The sequence below is a fragment of the Pseudomonas sp. Z18(2022) genome, from assembly GCF_036346535.1.
Lineage (GTDB): Bacteria > Pseudomonadota > Gammaproteobacteria > Pseudomonadales > Pseudomonadaceae > Aquipseudomonas > Aquipseudomonas yamanorum_A.
This window is the reverse complement of the sequence record NZ_JAOTOA010000004.1, coordinates 50,836-68,690: the sequence shown is the minus strand read 5'-3', so window position 1 is coordinate 68,690 and position 17,855 is coordinate 50,836. Positions and strand designations below refer to the sequence as shown.

Genomic DNA, 17,855 nt, shown 5'->3' with positions numbered 1-17,855 from the left:
GATATGCCCCCAAACCACCTGCACTCCCGGTGCTTTCCAGGGCGCAAAAAAAAACGCCCCGAACCAGTCGGGGCGTTTTCAGGTGATCAACCTGCGGCGGGGATTACTTACCCTGCCAGCGTTTCAGCACCAGGGTGGCATTGGTGCCACCAAAGCCGAAGCTGTTGCTCATCACAGTGTTGATGGTCGCATCTTCACGGGTCTTGGTCAGGATCGGCATGTCAGCCACGTCCGGGTCCAGTTCCTCGATGTTGGCAGAACCTGCCATGAAGTTGCCTTCCATCATCAGCAGGCAGTAGATCGCTTCGTGAACGCCGGCGGCGCCCAGGGAGTGACCCGACAGGCTCTTGGTAGAGCTGATCGCCGGTGCCTTGTCGCCAAATACCGCACGCACACCTTCCATTTCCTTCGAGTCGCCAACCGGCGTCGAAGTACCGTGGGTGTTCAGGTAGTCGATCGGGGTATCAACGGTGGACATTGCCATCTGCATGCAGCGGATGGCGCCTTCACCGCTTGGCGCAACCATGTCGTAGCCGTCGGAAGTCGCGCCGTAGCCGACGATTTCCGCGTAGATCTTCGCACCACGGGCCAGGGCGTGTTCCAGCTCCTCGACCACCACCATGCCGCCACCGCCGGCAATGACGAAACCGTCACGCTTGGCGTCGTAGGCGCGGGAAGCTTTTTCCGGGGTTTCGTTGTACTGGGTCGACAGGGCGCCCATGGCGTCGAACAGGAACGACTGGCTCCAATGTTCTTCTTCACCGCCACCGGCAAACACGATGTCCTGCTTGCCCAGCTGGATCTGCTCTACCGCAGTACCGATGCAGTGAGCACTGGTGGCGCAAGCGGAGGAGATCGAGTAGTTCACGCCCTTGATCTTGAACGGCGTGGCCAGGCAGGCGGAAACGGTGCTGCCCATGGTCCGCGTGACGCGGTACGGGCCAACACGCTTGACGCCTTTCTCGCGCAGGATGTCCAGCGCTTCCATCTGGTTCAAGGTCGACGCGCCACCGGAACCGGCGATCAGGCCGGTGCGCACGTTGGACACCTGGTCTTCGCTCAGGCCGGAATCGGTGATTGCGTCCTTCATGGCCAGGTAGGCGTAAGCAGCTGCGTGGCCGACGAAGCGATAGATCTTGCGATCGATCAGCTCTTCGAGGGGCAGGTCGATGGAGCCGGAAACCTGGCTACGCAGACCCATTTCGGCATATTCCGGGTTGAAGCGGATGCCAGGGCGACTTGCACGCAGGTTAGCGGAGACGGTCTCTTTGTCATTGCCCAGGCACGAAACGATGCCCAGACCAGTGATAACGACGCGGCGCATGCGGATAACCCTTAAAAGTTGTCAGTGGAAGTGAATACGCCGACCCGAAGGCCTTCGGCAGTATAAATCTCGCGACCGTCGACAGTCACCGAACCATCGGCAATGGCCAGGTTCAGCTTGCCCTTGAGGACGCGCTTGATTTGAATGTTGTAGGTGACTTTCTTGGCGGTCGGCAGGACCTGGCCAAAGAACTTCACTTCGCCCGAACCCAGGGCGCGACCGCGGCCCGGCAGGCCTTGCCAGCCCAGGTAGAAGCCAACCAGCTGCCACATGGCGTCGAGGCCCAGGCAGCCCGGCATCACCGGATCGCCTTCGAAATGGCAGGCGAAAAACCACAGGTCAGGGGTGATATCCAGCTCGGCGACCAATTCACCTTTGCCGTACTTGCCACCCTCTTCGCTGATATGGGTGATGCGATCCACCATCAGCATGTTCGGGGCGGGCAGTTGCGCGTTACCTGGGCCGAACAGCTCACCGCGACTGCAGCGCAGCAGGTCTTCCCGAGTAAAGGCGTTTTGTTTGGTCATGCGAGCTCCTCAATAATCCCATGCGGCAGGGCAGGGCAAATCTTCCCGGCCGACTGAAGCGTTCATGCCTCATGTCGGCAGCCTACACATAGACTATTGCGTTGTAGTGAAAGTCACAGCGTCAAGGTCATGAATGTACACTTGTGCACTGAAATTATAAACCGGGCCGGTTTACGGGCCCGTTCGGGTGCCTAAGACTGCCGCACTTTCGTCTTTCACGCCAGTCGCAGTTGGCTGATGGCGGCCTGCTATTGCACCCATCGTTGTAGGATTTGTTGCAAATCCGTGCGTTTGAACGGCTTTGCCAGGTAATCGTTCATTCCTGCAGCCAGGCAGGCTTCGCGGTCGCCCTGCAAGGCATTGGCGGTGAGGGCAATGATCGGCAGGTCGGCGCACCCGGGCAACTGGCGAATCTGCCGGGTGGCCTCGTAGCCATCGATGCCCGGCAGTCGGCAGTCCATCAGGATCGCGGTAAAGATCAGGCTCTCGGCACTGCGAATCGCTTCGGCACCGTCGGTGGCGATGCTCACCTCGAACCCCAGGCTGCGCAGCATGGCTTCCACCACGGTGCGATTGACCGGGTTGTCTTCCACCAGCAACACGTTGCGCCCTTCGCCCGTGCTGGCACTGCCTTCAGCGTTTGGCGCGAGCACCGGCAGGCTCTGCTGGTAGATCGCCAGCGGGATTTCCAGGGTGAATACCGAGCCCTGGCCTTCTTCGCTCTGGGCGCGGAGGGTGCCGCCCATGCGTTCGGCCAGGGTACGGGCAATCGGCAAGCCGAGCCCGGTGCCGCCGTAACGTCTTGAAATGGAACTGTCGGCTTGCTGGAACGCATCGAACATCAATTCCAGGCGCTCGGCCGAAATGCCTATCCCGCTGTCGCGCACGGTGCAGGTGAACCACAGCAATTCATGGTCCAGGGTCTGCCAGTGGGGTTCGACGGTGACGGTGCCGTGCTCGGTAAACTTCAGTGCATTGCCGATCAGGTTCACCAGAATCTGCCGGATGCGGGTCGGGTCGCCTTGTACCTGCAGTGAGCCCAGGCCCTGCGGGATCGGCACCTCCAACGCCAGGCCGCGTTGCTGGGCGGAATGCTGGAAGGCCTGGGCGCAACTGCTGATCAGCTCCACCAGGTCGAACGGAATGTGCTCAAGCTCCAGGGCCGCGCGCTCAATGCGCGAGAAGTCGAGGATGTCGTTGATCACCTTGAGCAGGTGTTCGGTGGACTCCGAAGCCAGTGCCGCGTACTCGGTCTGCTCCTCGGTCATGTCGGTGGTTTCCAGCAGTTGCAGCATGCCCAGCACTCCGTTCATCGGCGTGCGCAGTTCGTGGCTCATCATCGCCAGGAAGTCCGACTTGGCATTGTTCGCCCGTTCGGCTTCTTCGCGGGTCTGGATCAACTGGGCCATGGCCTGGTGCTGTTCGCGACTGGCCTGGTTCAAACCGTCGGCCAGGTTATTGATGTGGCGCGACAGGTCGCCCAACTCCGAGTCATCGACGATGGGCAGTGGCGTCTGGTAGTCACCCTGCTGGATAGCCTTGACCGCATTGCCCATGGCACTGATCGGCTGCGACAGGCTGGCCGCCAGGCGCCGCGCCAGCAGGAAGGTAAACAGCAGGGCGAACAGCGCGAGAATCCCGGCCTTGAACAGGATTTCCTGCTGGCGCTGGCTGAACGCATCGTTGGACATGCCGACAATCACCCGCCCCAGGTAATCCGCGCGGGGCGCCTTGGGCTCTGCGATGCTGTCCTGGAAGAAGTCATTGCCCAGCTGGATGTGTTGCAGACGAATCGGCGCCTGGAACACTTTCACCGACAGCGAACGATCGTGCTTCTCCGACGGCTGTTCGACATACACCAGAATGTTTTCGGAACTGTCCTGAATCTCCAGGAAGCGCACATGGGGCGTGGCCAGGGTCGCCCGCAACAGGCTTTCGAGCACGTCGTTGTTGCCGGAAATCACCCCGTATTCGGTGGCCGGCGCCAGTTGGTTGGCGATCAATTGGCCGGTGTGGTCCAGCTCCTGGCGCAAGTCCTGGATCCGTACGAAGGTAAAAAAGCTGATCAACAGCAGCGTCAGCAGGAGTGCCGGGCCCAGGGTAATGAGCTGGGTTCGGGTGTTGATGTCCCAACGGCGACGAAAGGTCATGGGCGTTTTTCTCCTTCGGCCAGGCGGGCGGCGACGTTGGTTTCGTCCACCTGTTCGATTCCCAGTGAGCGCGCAACCTGTGGGTTGCCCACGACTTTGAAGCGTTCCGGGTACAGCGAGCGCGGCCAACTGGACGGTGCATGGTCCAGCAGCCGGTCGAGTACGTTCAGCCAGTCGGTCTGATCGCTGTAGGTGCTGGCCAGGCTGCCGGCCTTGACGAACCCGGCGTTGGGCCCGACCAGCGGCAATTGCCTCGCGTAGCTGCTGAGCAGCAGGTTTTTTGCGGTTTTCGGGTTGTACAACTGGGGATCGTCCAGACCCAGCAGAACGTCGCTGCTCTTGAACAGGCTTTGCAGCGGGCGACTGTCATTAATGTTGTCCCAAAGCTGGGGCACGATCTCAAGGCCCATGGGCGCTGCGTACTGGCGCAGCTCCCTGAGCAGGAATTCGCTGTCGATGCCATAGAGCACGCCGATGCGCCGGGCCTGGGGCAGGATGCCGATGATCAGGCGCAGTTGGCGGTCCAGTGGCGGGTCGCTCCATAACAGGCTGATCTTCGCCGGCAAGCTGTCCCCCAGGCGCTGGCGGGCTTGCAGGCGGCTGATGCGCAGCACCAGTGTCGGCGGGCCCTGGGTGTCTTGCAGGCGCCAGTCGAGGCTGGGCAGGTCCAGCAGGATCAGGCGGGTGCTGGTGGGCAAGTGTGCGGGGGCGGGGAGGTCCTTGAGCGGGGTGAACTTCACGCTGTCTTCGGGGCGCTGTTGGGCCAGGGCCTGCACGAAGGTTTGTACGCCCGGGCCATCTTCTTCGGCGGTCAGCAGGATGTCCGCCGCCGATGCCGGGGCGGCAAACCATAAAATCCCAAGCAACACACAGCGCCGCCAGAGTCGGGCGGTAAAGGAGAGGGTCATCCGTGACGGGGCGCGGTTCATGCTAGAACTCTAACTCCGCACTGAAGTAGAGCACGTGGCGCTGGTCATAGTTGTTGTCGGGCCAGGTGGTGGGCTGATTGTCGAGCCGTTGTTGCAACATGCCGGCCAGCTCCACGTTGGCTTTGCCCAGGGCAATGCGCTTGGCCACCCGCAGGTCGACCCGTTCGAAGCGATACTGGTTGAGCGCGTCGTCGCCATAGTAGAACACCGCGCTGGACCAGCCATGGCCCCATTCCCGCATCCAGCCGGCCGAGCCGCTGTTGCGGGCGGTTTGCTGTTTGTCCAGCGGGTTGGTGGCGCTGGCATCCACATAAGCATAGGTGACACGCAGCCGGTCGGCGGTGCTCATGTGCCAGTCGAGCTGGGTTTCGGTGCCGGTAAAGCGCGAGCTGTTCGAGTTACTGGCGATGTACTGGTTGTTGCGCAGCGGCTCGCTGACCATGTCGCTGATTTCGTCGTAGAACAGCTTCACGTCCACGTTCAGCCCGATGTCGGCAAAAAAGCCGTTGTAGCCCAGTTCCCGGGAGCGCATCAGCTCTTTGTCGAGGTTGCCCGGGCCGCGGGTCACCACGAAGTATTGCCCGGAGTTCTGGCCGTAGGCCGGCGAGCTGAGGTTGGTGACGCGGTAGCTCCAGTTGACGTTGTTCTCGAACATGTCCGGGGAGCGGATGGCTTCGGAGTACACCGCGCGCAGGCCGTGGCGCGGGTTGATCAGGTAGTTGACGGCCACCCGGGGCGTCAGCGAGTTGCCGCTCAGGTGGGTGTCTTCGTACATCGCGCCGCCCTGCAGCAGCCAGTGTTCGCTGGCGCGCCACTCCAGGTGGCCGAACAGGCGCCAGGTGGTGTCGTCAATAGTGCCGTTGAAGTAGGTGTCGGAGTCGGCGCGGTCGTAGCGGTAATTCATGCCGCTGACCAGGCGCAGGCTGTCGGACAGGCTGAGGGTGTCTTGCAGCTCCAGGTCGTAGCGGCTTTCCTTGGTGCTTTGGTCGATGTTGCCGCAGACGCTCTGGTTCGCGCCATTACGCCATTGATCCAGTACCTGATTGGCCAAGGCCTGTTCGGCGGCACTGCCGGGTGGCGCCGAACCGTTGCTGAACGCATCCATGTGCCGCGCCAGCCGCTCGGCATAGTTGGGGTTGAGCTGCCACAACTGGGTCAACTCCGGGCTGAACGAGACCTTGGCGTCGCAGGCGCGCCAGATCTGCCGGCGATCCCACTGCTGGGCCGAACCCTGGATATACAGGCTGTGATCGGGGTTGAAATCGAAGTTCCAGCGCAGGGAACCGGCGTAGTCCTTGGCGCTGACGTCGGAATTGGTACCGCCTTCGGTAATCCCGTCGAATACCGGTTGGTAGGTATACGGGCGTTGGTTGGTGCCTTCCTTGGCATCCAGTTGCCAGTCGATGCTTTGTTGCGCGTTCAGGGTCTGGCTCACGGCCAGGCTGAAGCGGCTCAGGCGACGGCTGTCGCGGCGGTCGGCGCCCACGCGGTCGCTGTCAAAGCCATCGTCCTGTTGGCCGGACAGCGAGAGGCGCAGGTCGCCGGTTTCCCAGCCCATGCCTTGGCTGGCGTACCAGTCGTTGATCCCGCGGCCGCCCTGGGTGAGTTTCATGCGGGTGCCGTGGCTGTTGGCCGGCGAGCGGGTGAGGATGTTGACGACGGCCATCAGCGCGTTGGCGCCATAGCTGACGGTGTTGGGGCCGCGGAAGACTTCGATGCGGTCGATGTCTTCGAGGGCCACCGGGATATCGCTCCAGTCCACCGTCGCCAGGCCCGCGCGGTACACCGAGCGACCGTCGATCAGCACCTGCATGCGCCGGGCGTCGCCCGCCTGGGTGCCGTGGTAATTCACGGCGGCCTGGTTGCCGGTGGTGTAGCCGACCATCATCCCGGGTACCAGCCGCAGCAGTTCGGGAATGTCCCGCGCGCCGCTGGCCTTGATCAGCTCGCTGTCGATCACCGTCATGCTGCCGGGCACGGCGGCGGCCGATTGCTTGAGCCGGGTGGCGGTCAACACCTGCGGCAGCGGTTGGCTGTCGAGGAACAGATCGTCGGCCAGCAACGGAGTACTGCACCACGGCATGCACAACAACGTCAGCAAAAGGGATGAGCGAGGAGGAGGGCCCAAAGACACGGCACGGCCTTGATAATTACGGATAGCCGCCCATGTTAACTGAGGTGGGGCCGTTTGCCAGTCGTCGCCCCTGTAATTACTTCGCACAAATGTCGCATTTTCCGACGAGCGTTTGAATTGACGCAGGGGCTGGCCGCAGGCGGGTCGCTCCGTATAATGCGGCCATCGCCACTGCTATGGATTAACGGATTGCATATGACTGAACAGCGCCCTATTGCGGTCCTGGGAGGCGGAAGTTTTGGTACCGCCGTGGCTAACCTGCTGGCTGAAAATGGTCATCAGGTGCGTCAATGGATGCGTGACCCCGAGCAAGCCGAGGCCATTCGGGTCAACCGGGAAAACCCCCGTTACCTTAAAGGCATCAAGATTCTGCCGGCCGTGGAGCCGGTGACTGATTTGCTGGCGACGCTGAACGAGTGCGACCTGTGCTTCGTCGCGCTGCCGTCCAGTGCCTTGCGTTCGGTGCTGGCGCCCCATGCCGAGCGGCTGGCGGGCAAGCTGCTGGTGAGCCTGACCAAGGGCATCGAGGCGCACACCTTCAAGTTGATGAGCGAAATCCTTGAAGAAATCGCCCCCGAGGCGCGTATTGGCGTGTTGTCGGGCCCGAACCTGGCGCGGGAAGTGGCTGAGCACGCACTGACCGCCACCGTGATCGCCAGTGAAGACGAAGAACTTTGCGAGCGGGTGCAGGAAGTGCTGCACGGTCGCACCTTCCGCGTGTACGCCAGTGCCGACCGCTTTGGCGTCGAACTGGGCGGGGCGTTGAAAAACGTCTACGCGATCATCGCCGGCATGGCCGTGGCGCTGGGCATGGGCGAAAACACCAAGAGCATGCTGATCACCCGTGCCTTGGCCGAGATGACCCGGTTTGCGGTCAACCAGGGCGCCAACCCGATGACCTTCCTTGGCCTGGCGGGCGTGGGCGACCTGATCGTTACCTGCTCGTCACCGAAAAGCCGCAACTATCAGGTAGGTTTCGCCCTCGGCCAGGGCCTGAGCCTGGAAGACGCCGTCACCCGTTTGGGCGAGGTGGCTGAAGGCGTCAACACCTTGAAGGTGCTGAAGGCCAAGTCCCAGGAAGTCGGGGTGTACATGCCGTTGGTGGCCGGTTTGCATGCGATCCTGTTTGAGGGGCGTACCCTGAATCAGGTTATCGAGTTGCTGATGCGGGCTGAGCCGAAAACCGATGTCGACTTTATTTCCACCAGTGGTTTCAACTGAGGAACGCGCGATGAACGATCCGAAAGCAGCACCCAAGTACGAATCCATCGGCCTGCGTGTCCTGTGGATGCTGGTGTTTGCCCTGGTGTGGCAAGTGGCGCAGTTTCTGCTGGGGGCGCTGGTGGTGGTGCAACTGGTTTACCGGCTGGTGTACGGTGCGCCGAACCTTGGGCTGATGAATTTTGGTGACAGCTTGAGTCAGTTTTTGGCGCAGATTGGGCGGTTTGGCAGTTTTCACAGTGACCAGAAGCCTTGGCCGTTTGCTGATTGGCCGACGCCCCGTGTACCGGAAGGCGAGGCCGCCCACAGCGTGCCGCCGGCGCCGCATCCGGCGCGTGATGAGGAACCGAAGCTATGAAAGTGTGGGTATTGCGTCACGGTGAAGCCGAGGGGCATGCGCGCACGGATGCGGAGCGTAATCTCACGGCCCATGGGCGCGAAGAGGTTTTGCGCAGTGCGGCGCATCTGATTGGGCAGCCTGTGCGGGCGATTATTGCCAGCCCTTATGTGCGGGCGCAGCAGACCGCGCAGTTGGTGCGGGAGGCGTTGGGGTTTGAGCCCGAGGTTCGGACGGTGCTCTGGTTGACGCCGGAGAGTAATCCGCTGGAGGTGCTCAAGCATCTCGACAATGACGATGATGTGTTGCTGGTTAGCCATCAGCCGTTTGTGGGCGGGCTGATCAGTTATTTGCAGCATGGGCATTTGCGGCAGCCGCAGCCTATGAGTACGGCGAGTTTGGCGGAGCTGGAGGGGGATTTTCCTTTGGCTGGGTTGATGAGTCTTTTGGGGGTTCGGAATCCTTAGGTGGGGATTGGGTTTGGTATTGAGTACATATCCATTCCTGCGGTAACGGCCACTTAGGGATCCGCTCTTACAGCGGGTCACTTTTGGCAAACGCCCGGAATGCCGGCCCAGCCAAAAGTAACCAAAAGGTCTTTGCCCCACCAGTCGGTGCCTCGCTAAGGCTCGGCATGCCGGAACGAAGGCCATCGTGGTTAACGGGGCCCGCAGATCAAGAGCACGGCGGCCTGAAAGCCGACCTGAGTGTTAGAAGCAAAGGCAAAAGCCGCTTTTCTGTAGGAGCCGGCTTGCCGGCGAAGAACCTGAGAGCGCCGCGTTCATTCAGGATGCCAGCTTCATCGTTAACGACCATCGCCGGCAAGCCAGCTCCTACAGGGGATCGTGCCCGCTGTAGCTTTTGATCTTGATCTTAGGCGCCCCGTTAAACCACGCTGCCTGCGTTCGGGCACACCGAGCCTAGGCGAGGTGCCGAGTGGTGGGGCAAGAGCGTTTTGCTTACTTTTGACTGGGCCGGCATTCCGGCTGTTCAAAAGTGAGCCGCTGTAAGAGCGGAACCCATAGCCGCCCTGGCCGCAGCAACGGATATACCCCCAAAACTTCAGAGCTTGCACCCCCCGCGCTCCCATGAAATAGTCCACCCAAGCAAGTGCTTGGTTGGCTACCATCGGAACACAAAGGAGCGCGTCCATGTCTGTCGCTATTCGTTTGCCGCTGCAAGTCTTCTTCGATCGCGAAACCCGCCACCCACGGCAACGATTCCTGGTTCAGCCCATCAAAGGCGGCGAAGTCCAGACCCTCACCTGGGCCGAAGCCGGCCATCAGGCCCGCTGCGCCGCCCACTGGCTACGAGCCCGCGACCTGCCCCAGGGCTCCCACATCGCCCTGATCTCGAAAAACTGCGCCCACTGGATCATCGCCGACCTCGCCATCTGGATGGCCGGCCACGTCTCGGTCCCGCTCTACCCCAACCTGACCGCCGACTCCGTCGCCCATGTGCTGGAGCACTCCGAAGCCGCCCTGGCGTTTATCGGCAAACTGGACGACTGGCCCTCCATGTCTGCCGGGGTAAAGGCGGACCTGCCGACCATCAGCCTGCCGCTATGCCCCGAAGGCGAATTCGATTTCACCTGGGCCGACCTGCAAACCTGCTCACCGATCCAGGACAACCCCGCGCCTGCAGCCTCCGACCTAGCCACCATCATCTACACCTCCGGCACCACCGGCCTGCCCAAGGGCGTGATGCACAGCTTCGGCGCCCTGGCCTTTGCCGCCATCCGTGGTACTGAATTGTTCGGCCTGGGGGAGGGCGATCGCCTGCTGTCCTACCTGCCGCTGTGCCACGTGGCCGAACGCATGTTTGTGGAAATGGCCTCGATCTACACCGGGCAAACCGTATTTTTCGCCGAGAGCCTCGACACCTTTCTTACAGACCTCAAGCGGGCACGGCCTACGGCGCTGTTCGGCGTTCCGCGTATCTGGACCAAATTCCAGATGGGCGTCTACAGCAAAATCCCCGCAAGCCGCCTCGATACCCTGCTGCGCTTGCCCTTCATCGGTAAGCGTGTGGGCCACAAGGTGCTCGCCGGGCTGGGCCTGGACGCCGTGCGTGTGGCGATCTCCGGCGCGGCCCCGGTACCTGAGGCCTTGTTGCTCTGGTATCGGAGATTGGGCCTGGACGTGCTGGAGGTGTACGGCATGACCGAAAGCTGCGGCTATTCCCACGTGTGTCGCCCCGGCCAGCAAAAGCTCGGCTGGATCGGCCCGCCATGCCCGGACGTTGAAGTGCGCATCGGTGACGACGGCGAAGTCCAGGTGCGCAGCGGCGCGACTATGCTCGGTTATTTCAAGGACCCGGAAAAAACCGCCGAAACCATCACCGCCGACGGCTTCCTGTGCACCGGCGACAAGGGCGAGCAGGGCGCCGATGGCCGCCTGCGGCTGACCGGCCGGCTCAAGGAAATCTTCAAGACCAGCAAAGGCAAATACGTGGCCCCGGCACCGATTGAAAACCGCCTGGCCGAGCATGCGCGTATCGAACAGGTGTGCGTGGTGGGCGATGGCTTGAGCGCGCCCATGGGCCTGTGCGTGTTATCCGAGGTGGGCCTGCAAGATGCCGCAGGTACAGGGCGCCAGGCGTTGCAGGGCAGTCTCGAACGCTTGCTGGAAGAGGTTAACCAGGCGCTGGATAAACATGAGCGCTTGCGCCAACTGGTGGTGGTGAAAGACAGTTGGGCGGTGGAAAACGGGTTCCTCACGCCGACCTTGAAGATCAAGCGCAACGTGATTGAATCTGCCTACGGGTCGCAGTTTCATGCCTGGAGCGAGCGCTCCGAGGCCGTGCTGTGGCAGGATTGAGCACTGACATAACACCAATAAGGACCGATCAATGAGCCTGTGGCGCACTCAACCCAATATCGAACAACTCAATGCGAGCCAGAAAAACACCATCGGTGAAGTACTGGATATTCGCTTTGAAAGCTTTGACGACGAGTCCCTGACCGCCAGCATGGTGATCGACCACCGCACCCATCAACCCTACGGCCTGCTGCACGGCGGCGCGTCGGTGGTGCTGGCGGAATCCGTGGGCTCCATGGCCAGTTACCTGTGCATCGATGCCAGCAAGTTCTATTGCGTGGGCCTGGAAATCAACGCCAACCACCTGCGCGGTTTGCGCAGCGGGCGGGTGACGGCAGTGGCCAAGCCGATTCATATCGGGCGCACCACCCATGTGTGGGATATCCGCCTGACCAGCGATGAAGGCAAGGCCAGCTGTGTGTCGCGCCTGACCATGGCCGTAGTGCCGCTGGGCGAGAACCCGCCGGCTCGATAGGCATGGCGTGAGTGTCATCATTCCTGGCAGTTACAGTCATTGCCGTGACTGCCCGGTCTGGGGAGAATCAACGCTCTGTTTACGGTGATGGATCAGGTATGTCGCAGCACGTGTTTTTCGCCCACGCCAATGGCTTTCCTTCGGCGACCTACGGCAAATTGTTTGCCGCCCTGGCCCCGGAGTACGCCGTCGCGCATTTGCCGCAGCACGGTCACGACCCAAGGTTTCCGGTGGATGACAATTGGCAGAACCTGGTGGACGAACTGATCCACCACCTTGAGCAGCAGCCGGAGCCGGTGTGGGGCGTGGGCCATTCGTTGGGTGGCGTGCTGCACCTGCATGCGGCCATGCGCTGCCCACAGTTGTATCGCGGGGTGGTGATGCTCGACTCCCCGGTGCTGACCCTGGCCGATCGCTGGGTGATCCGCGCGGCCAAGCGCTTCGGCTTTATCGACCGTCTTACCCCGGCGGGCCGCACCCTGGGCCGGCGTGAAGAGTTCGCTGACCTTGCGGCTGCGCGTCAGTACTTCGCCGGCAAGACCTTGTTTCGAGGCTTTGATCCCGAATGTTTCGACGCTTACCTGCAACACGGCCTGGAACCGGTGGGCGATCGTCTGCGCCTGCGCTTTGATCCGGCCACCGAGATCAGCATCTACCGCGGCGTGCCCCACACCAGCCCTGGCCAGGCCCGGCAGTTGAAAGTGCCACTGGCGGTGGTGCGTGGCCGCCAGAGCCGGGTGGTGATGCGTCACCATGCCAGCGGCGTGGGGCGCATGCCCATGGGCGAAATGCTGACCATGCCCGGCGGCCACATGTTTCCTCTCGAACGCCCCCAGGACACCGCGACCTTGATCAAAAACCTGTTTACCCGTTGGGAAGCCCGCCAGCGCGAGCGCAGTTGCGCATGACCGCGCCCGTCGAAGAAGTCCGCCTGGCGCTGCCGCACATCGAGTTGGCGGCCCACCTGTTCGGCCCCGAAGACGGCCTGCCGGTCATCGCGCTGCACGGCTGGCTCGACAACGCCAACAGCTTTGCGCGCCTCGCGCCGAAGCTCGATGGCCTGCGCATCGTTGCCCTGGACATGGCCGGCCATGGTCACTCGGCCCATCGCCCGGTCGGCGCCGGGTATTCCCTGTGGGATTACGTCCACGATGTGCTGCAAGTGGCCGAGCAACTGGGCTGGAAACGTTTTGCATTACTTGGCCATTCCCTCGGTGCCATCGTTTCCCTGGTGTTGGCCGGGGCCTTGCCGGAGCGGGTAACGCACCTGGGATTGATTGACGGCGTGATCCCGCCGACCGGCACTGCAGATAACGCCGCCGAACGCCTCGGCATGGCGTTGCAGGCGCAACTGGCCCTGCAAGACAAGCGCAAACCGGTGTACACCACCCTTGACCGTGCGGTGGAAGCGCGGATGAAAGGCGTGGTGGCTGTCAGTCGCGAGGCCGCGGAATTGCTGGCCCAGCGTGGCCTTATGCCGGTGCCGGGCGGTTACACCTGGCGCAGCGACAGCCGCCTGACCCTGGCTTCCCCCATGCGTCTGACAGAAGAACAGGCGATGGCGTTCGTGCGCCGGGTCGGCTGTCCGACACAGCTGGTGGTCGCCGAAGACGGCATGCTGGCGAAACATTCCGAATTGCTTTCCGGGCTGCCGTTCCAGGTGACCACGTTACCTGGTGGCCATCATTTGCACCTGAACGACGAGCCAGGGGCTACCCTTGTTGCAGACTGTTTCAATCGGTTCTTCTCCACGCCTTGACTTGGCGGGGTCAACTGCCGAGGCTGGGCGGATCGAAAGGGAGTCAACCATGAACAATCTCAACACCGCAGCGCACCCCAATGGCCAGGGCGCGCTGATCCGATGAGTATGCCGAAGGGATTTATCCGTATTCTGGGGCTGTGCTGTTTCAGCCCGCTGGTGTTCGCCGCTGACGTACCGGGTAGCCAGGACTTGCCCGCCGTGGCCCGTCAGGTTGACGCACAGATCGTCGACTACCGTCCCGCAGAAGAGAAAGAACGCATCTACCCGCTGGGCTCGATCCGCAAGATCAGCGGCCAACTGCGCTATGAAGGCCAGGCCACCGCTCGTGGATTAAACACGGCCATCACCTACGAACTGCCCGCCGAACACACCTCCAGCGCCGCCTTTACCGCCACCCGCGAAGCTTTGCAGGACCAGGGCGCACAATTGCTGTTCTGGTGCCAGGCCCGGGATTGCGGCGAAAGCAGCCTGTGGGCCAATGAGGTGTTTGGCAACGCCAAGCTGGTAGGCGCCGACGGCCAGCAGGAATACCTGTTGCTGCGCCTGGCCGCTCCCCAGGACAACTCCCTGGTCGCGCTGTACGGCATCACTCGGGGCAATCGCCGGGCCTATCTGCATGTGGAGCAATTGGACGCCAGTGCGCCACTGGGCGACTTGCTGCCAACCTCCGCCACACTGCTGCGGGAGCTGAAAAGCACTGGTGAGCTGGACTTCCCCAAGCTGGGCGCCGAACCTGACGCCACCTGGCTCACCCTGATTTCCCGTGGATTGAACCTGGACGCCACCTTGCGGGTCAGTTTGACCGGGCCCACCGCCGAGGCGTGGCGCCAGGGCTTGATCGATCAGGGCGTACGTGCGGCCCGCCTGGAAACCGGCACCGCCGAAGCCAAGGGTTTACACCTGCATCTGATACGCTGACCGTTCCAGGGCGAACGGACCCGCGCCGTTCGCCTAAGCTCTTCCTCTTACAGACTTCTTTTCGAGAAACCACATGCTCAATAACGATCGCCTGCTGGTGCAGATCCTGCTGCTGGTGTTGTTTGGTGCCAGCTTCTGGGTGATGGCGCCGTTCTGGTCGGCGCTGTTCTGGGGCGCGGTGCTGGCGTTTGCCAGTTGGCCGGTGATGCGCCTGCTGACCCGTTGGCTGGGCGGGCGCGAATCCCTGGCGGCCGGGATCCTGACCCTGGTCTGGATGCTGTTGGTGGCATTGCCGCTGGTATGGCTGGGGTTCAACCTGGCCGACCATGTGCGCGATGCCGTGGGCCTGATCAAGGATATCCAGGTGGATGGCTTGCCCGAGGCGCCAGCGTGGCTCGGCTCCATTCCTTTCGTCGGCGAGCGGTTGGTGGCGATGTGGGACAGCATCGACCAGCAGGGCGCGGCGCTGATGGTCAGCCTCAAGCCGTACCTGGGGCAGGTGGGCAACTGGTTGCTGGCCCGCAGTGCGCAGATCGGCGGCGGCATCCTGGAGCTGACCCTGAGCCTGGTATTCGTGTTCTTTTTCTACCGGGACGGGCCGCGTCTGGCGATGTTCGTGCACCGCTTGCTGGAACGTTTGATCGGCGAACGTGCCGGTTATTACATCGAACTGGTGGCGGGCACCGTGCAACGCGTGGTGAATGGCGTGATCGGCACCGCAGCCGCCCAGGCGGTGCTGGCGCTGATCGGCTTCCTGATTGCCGGGGTGCCGGGGGCGCTGGTGCTGGGCATTGTGACGTTCCTGCTGAGCCTGATTCCCATGGGGCCACCATTGGTGTGGATCCCGGCCACAGCGTGGCTGGCCTGGAAGGGCGACTACACCTACGCGGTGTTTCTCGGGGTTTGGGGCACGTTCATCATCAGCGGCGTGGACAACGTGCTCAAGCCGTACCTGATCAGCCGTGGTGGCAACCTGCCGCTGGTGATCGTGCTACTGGGGGTGTTTGGCGGGTTGATCGCGTTCGGCTTCATCGGCCTGTTTATCGGCCCGACTTTGCTGGCAGTGGCGTATAGCCTGCTGACGGACTGGAGCGCCAGCCAGGCTCAAGTGCGGCGGGAAGATAAAGCCGGCTGATTGGCGAGGATTTTGAGGCGGCTGCAGATTAATGTGGGAGCTGGCTTGCCTGCGATGGCATCACCTCGGTATATCTGGCGTGCCGCGGCGCCCGCATCGCAGGCAAGCCAGCTCCCACAGTTGATGGGTGTATGGCTCAAGCCCTCGGCAACCACATCACGGCCGTCAGGCCACCGCCTGGGGTTTCCTCCAGGCTCAACCGCCCACCGAGGCGTTCCACCGCTTCCTTGGAAATCGTCATCCCTAAACCCACGCCGCCGGAGTTCCGGTTGCGTGAGCCTTCCAGCCGATAAAACGGCTCAAACACCGCCTCGCGTTTATCCGCCGCAATCCCCGGCCCATGGTCGATCACCTTGACCACCAGCGCCTGGGGGCTGTCCGCCAGTTCGATACGGGCGGTGCCGGCATAGCGCAGGGCGTTGTCGATCAGGTTGTTGAGGCACGAACGCAGGGCCATCGGTTGCACCTGCAGCGGCGCGCATTCACCACTGCATTGCACGTCGGAGCCACGGTCCTGGGCGTTTTCACTCAAGGACTCCACTAATGCCTGCACGTCCAGCCAATGCCGGGTTTCGCTGGTGCGTTGTTCGTGCAGGTAGCTCAGGGTGGCGTCGAGCATGCCGATCATGTCGTCCAGGTCCTGGCGCATCTGGCCCTGCAGCTTGGTGTCTTCGATCTGTTCCAGGCGCAGCTTGAGCCGCGATAGTGGCGTGCGCAGGTCATGGGACACGGCGCCGAGCATGCGGGCACGCTGGGTGACCTGTTCACGGATGCGTTTTTGCATCAGGTTAAAGGTCGACGCCGCCTGCCGTGCTTCCCGTGGGCCGGACTCGTTCAACGGCGGGCTGTCGAGGTCCAGGCTCAAGCGCTCGGCTGCGGCACTCAGGCGCTGGATCGGCCGGCTGAGCAGCTTGGCGCCGTACCAGGCGGCGATGATCAGCGAGAAGAACTGGAAAGTCAGCGGCACCACGGGCCCGCCGAACCAGGGCCTGTGATGCTCCTTCGGCGCTGGCGTGAGGGTGCCGTCCGGTTGCTCGATGAAGGTCTCGCGGGGCGGTGGCGGCGGCGGGCCGTAGTGGTGAAACCAGAAAAATGCCAGCACGTGGGCCAGCACAATCGCCACCAGCAACACACCGAACAGCCGCCCGAACAGGGTGTTGAAGGCGTTGCGCATCAGCCAATATCCCGGGCGTCGAACAGATAGCCTTCACCGCGTACGGTCTTGATCAACTGCGGTGCCTTCGGGTCGTCGCCGAGCTTTTGGCGCAGCCGCGAGACCAGCAGGTCAATGCTGCGATCAAAGGCTTCGATGGAGCGACCGCGGGCCGCGTCCAGCAGTTGTTCGCGGCTCAGCACCCGGCGCGGGCGCTCGATAAACACCCACAGCAAGCGGAATTCAGCGTTGGACAGCGGCACTACCAGGCCATCATCGGCCACCAGTTGGCGCAGCACGCTGTTGAGGCGCCAGTTGTCGAAGCGGATATTCGCCCGTTGCTCGGTGCGGTCATCCCGTACCCGGCGCAGGATCGTCTGGATGCGTGCCACCAGCTCGCGGGGCTCGAAGGGCTTGGACATATAGTCGTCGGCCCCCAACTCCAGGCCGATGATGCGGTCGGTAGGTTCGCAGCGAGCGGTGAGCATCAGGATCGGGATGTCCGATTCCGCCCGCAGCCAACGGCACAGCGACAGGCCGTCTTCGCCTGGCAGCATCAGGTCGAGCACCACCACATCGAAGGTCTCGGCTTGCATGGCCTGGCGCATGGCGGCGCCGTCGGTCACGCCGCTGGCGAGAATGTTGAAGCGCGCCAGGTAGTCGATCAGTAGTTCGCGGATCGGCACGTCGTCGTCGACGATCAGCGCGCGGGTGTTCCAGCGCTTGTCTTCACCCACAAGCGAGCCTTTTTGATCGTCATTCAGCGCAGGAGTCAGGGTTTGCATGGTGCGATCATCTACCTGGTGGGCCGCCGGACCGAAGATCGGCGGCGAGGTTGTTGCGTTCAGCATAGGCGCCCAGCCTCGGGGCTGGAAGTTCTGTACGGCGGTTCACGTGTGCGAGGCTAATCTTCGGGGGTATTGCAGGCATGTCGGGAATGTATCGGTTCCGACACAATTGCCCGGGAGCCC

General features: G+C 62.5%; 16 protein-coding genes. 9 read left to right on the top strand and 7 right to left on the bottom strand.

Features of this window, described 5'->3' with window-relative positions:
- Nucleotides 1-103: 103 nt before the first annotated feature.
- From fabB to V3W39_RS11070, 5 genes are all read right to left on the bottom strand, one after another.
- Nucleotides 104-1,324 carry a beta-ketoacyl-ACP synthase I gene (fabB, locus tag V3W39_RS11090; protein ID WP_177042761.1) on the bottom strand — a complete coding sequence of 407 codons (1,221 nt, stop codon included), beginning with the start codon at nt 1,322-1,324 and terminating at the stop codon, nt 104-106.
- An 11-nt stretch (nt 1,325-1,335) separates the two neighbouring features.
- A complete protein-coding gene (gene fabA, locus V3W39_RS11085) occupies nt 1,336-1,851 on the bottom strand; it encodes a 3-hydroxyacyl-[acyl-carrier-protein] dehydratase FabA (protein ID WP_003210552.1) in 516 nt (171 codons plus the stop codon).
- 248 nt (nt 1,852-2,099) lie between these two features.
- Complete coding sequence (locus V3W39_RS11080; RefSeq protein ID WP_177042760.1) at nt 2,100-4,001, bottom strand: ATP-binding protein; 1,902 nt, start codon at nt 3,999-4,001, stop codon at nt 2,100-2,102.
- Nucleotides 3,998-4,930 carry an ABC transporter substrate-binding protein gene (locus V3W39_RS11075; protein ID WP_177080052.1) on the bottom strand — a complete coding sequence of 311 codons (933 nt, stop codon included), beginning with the start codon at nt 4,928-4,930 and terminating at the stop codon, nt 3,998-4,000. Before V3W39_RS11075 ends, V3W39_RS11080 begins: the two co-directional genes overlap by 4 nt.
- 1 nt (nt 4,931) lies before the next feature.
- Complete coding sequence (locus V3W39_RS11070; RefSeq protein ID WP_330212635.1) at nt 4,932-7,064, bottom strand: TonB-dependent receptor plug domain-containing protein; 2,133 nt, start codon at nt 7,062-7,064, stop codon at nt 4,932-4,934.
- A gap of 195 nt (nt 7,065-7,259) precedes the next feature.
- Here V3W39_RS11070 and V3W39_RS11065 point away from each other — a divergent pair, with 195 nt between their 5' ends.
- From V3W39_RS11065 to V3W39_RS11025, 9 genes are all read left to right on the top strand, one after another.
- Complete coding sequence (locus V3W39_RS11065; protein WP_177042757.1) at nt 7,260-8,285, top strand: NAD(P)H-dependent glycerol-3-phosphate dehydrogenase; 1,026 nt, start codon at nt 7,260-7,262, stop codon at nt 8,283-8,285.
- A gap of 10 nt (nt 8,286-8,295) precedes the next feature.
- Complete coding sequence (locus V3W39_RS11060) at nt 8,296-8,643, top strand: DUF4389 domain-containing protein (protein ID WP_177091482.1); 348 nt, start codon at nt 8,296-8,298, stop codon at nt 8,641-8,643.
- A complete protein-coding gene (gene sixA / locus V3W39_RS11055) occupies nt 8,640-9,089 on the top strand; it encodes a phosphohistidine phosphatase SixA (protein ID WP_330212634.1) in 450 nt (149 codons plus the stop codon). The genes V3W39_RS11060 and sixA overlap by 4 nt, the downstream gene beginning before the upstream one ends.
- Before the next feature lie 684 nt (nt 9,090-9,773).
- Nucleotides 9,774-11,441, top strand: a complete 1,668-nt coding sequence (locus V3W39_RS11050) for an AMP-binding protein (RefSeq protein WP_330212633.1) — start codon at nt 9,774-9,776, stop codon at nt 11,439-11,441.
- Nucleotides 11,442-11,472: 31 nt separating this feature from the next.
- Entirely contained in the window at nt 11,473-11,916 is a 444-nt protein-coding gene (locus V3W39_RS11045; protein WP_177042753.1) for a hotdog fold thioesterase, read from the top strand.
- A 98-nt stretch (nt 11,917-12,014) separates the two neighbouring features.
- Complete coding sequence (locus tag V3W39_RS11040; protein ID WP_177042752.1) at nt 12,015-12,824, top strand: alpha/beta fold hydrolase; 810 nt, start codon at nt 12,015-12,017, stop codon at nt 12,822-12,824.
- The gene (locus V3W39_RS11035; RefSeq protein WP_330212632.1) at nt 12,821-13,675 is read left to right on the top strand and encodes an alpha/beta hydrolase; all 855 of its coding nucleotides are present in this window, start codon (nt 12,821-12,823) and stop codon (nt 13,673-13,675) included. Before V3W39_RS11040 ends, V3W39_RS11035 begins: the two co-directional genes overlap by 4 nt.
- A gap of 102 nt (nt 13,676-13,777) precedes the next feature.
- Nucleotides 13,778-14,596, top strand: coding sequence for a DUF4892 domain-containing protein (locus V3W39_RS11030; RefSeq protein ID WP_177121620.1), 819 nt, complete (start codon nt 13,778-13,780; stop codon nt 14,594-14,596).
- A gap of 73 nt (nt 14,597-14,669) precedes the next feature.
- Nucleotides 14,670-15,731, top strand: a complete 1,062-nt coding sequence (locus tag V3W39_RS11025) for an AI-2E family transporter (protein ID WP_177042750.1) — start codon at nt 14,670-14,672, stop codon at nt 15,729-15,731.
- A 136-nt stretch (nt 15,732-15,867) separates the two neighbouring features.
- On the opposite strand, the gene V3W39_RS11020 is transcribed toward V3W39_RS11025, so the two are convergent.
- Together V3W39_RS11020 and V3W39_RS11015 are read right to left on the bottom strand one after the other, a co-directional pair.
- Nucleotides 15,868-16,905 carry a sensor histidine kinase gene (locus tag V3W39_RS11020; protein ID WP_177042749.1) on the bottom strand — a complete coding sequence of 346 codons (1,038 nt, stop codon included), beginning with the start codon at nt 16,903-16,905 and terminating at the stop codon, nt 15,868-15,870.
- The gene (locus V3W39_RS11015; RefSeq protein ID WP_076015347.1) at nt 16,905-17,669 is read right to left on the bottom strand and encodes a response regulator; all 765 of its coding nucleotides are present in this window, start codon (nt 17,667-17,669) and stop codon (nt 16,905-16,907) included. The genes V3W39_RS11020 and V3W39_RS11015 overlap by 1 nt, the downstream gene beginning before the upstream one ends.
- Between the last annotated feature and the right edge of the window lie 186 nt (nt 17,670-17,855).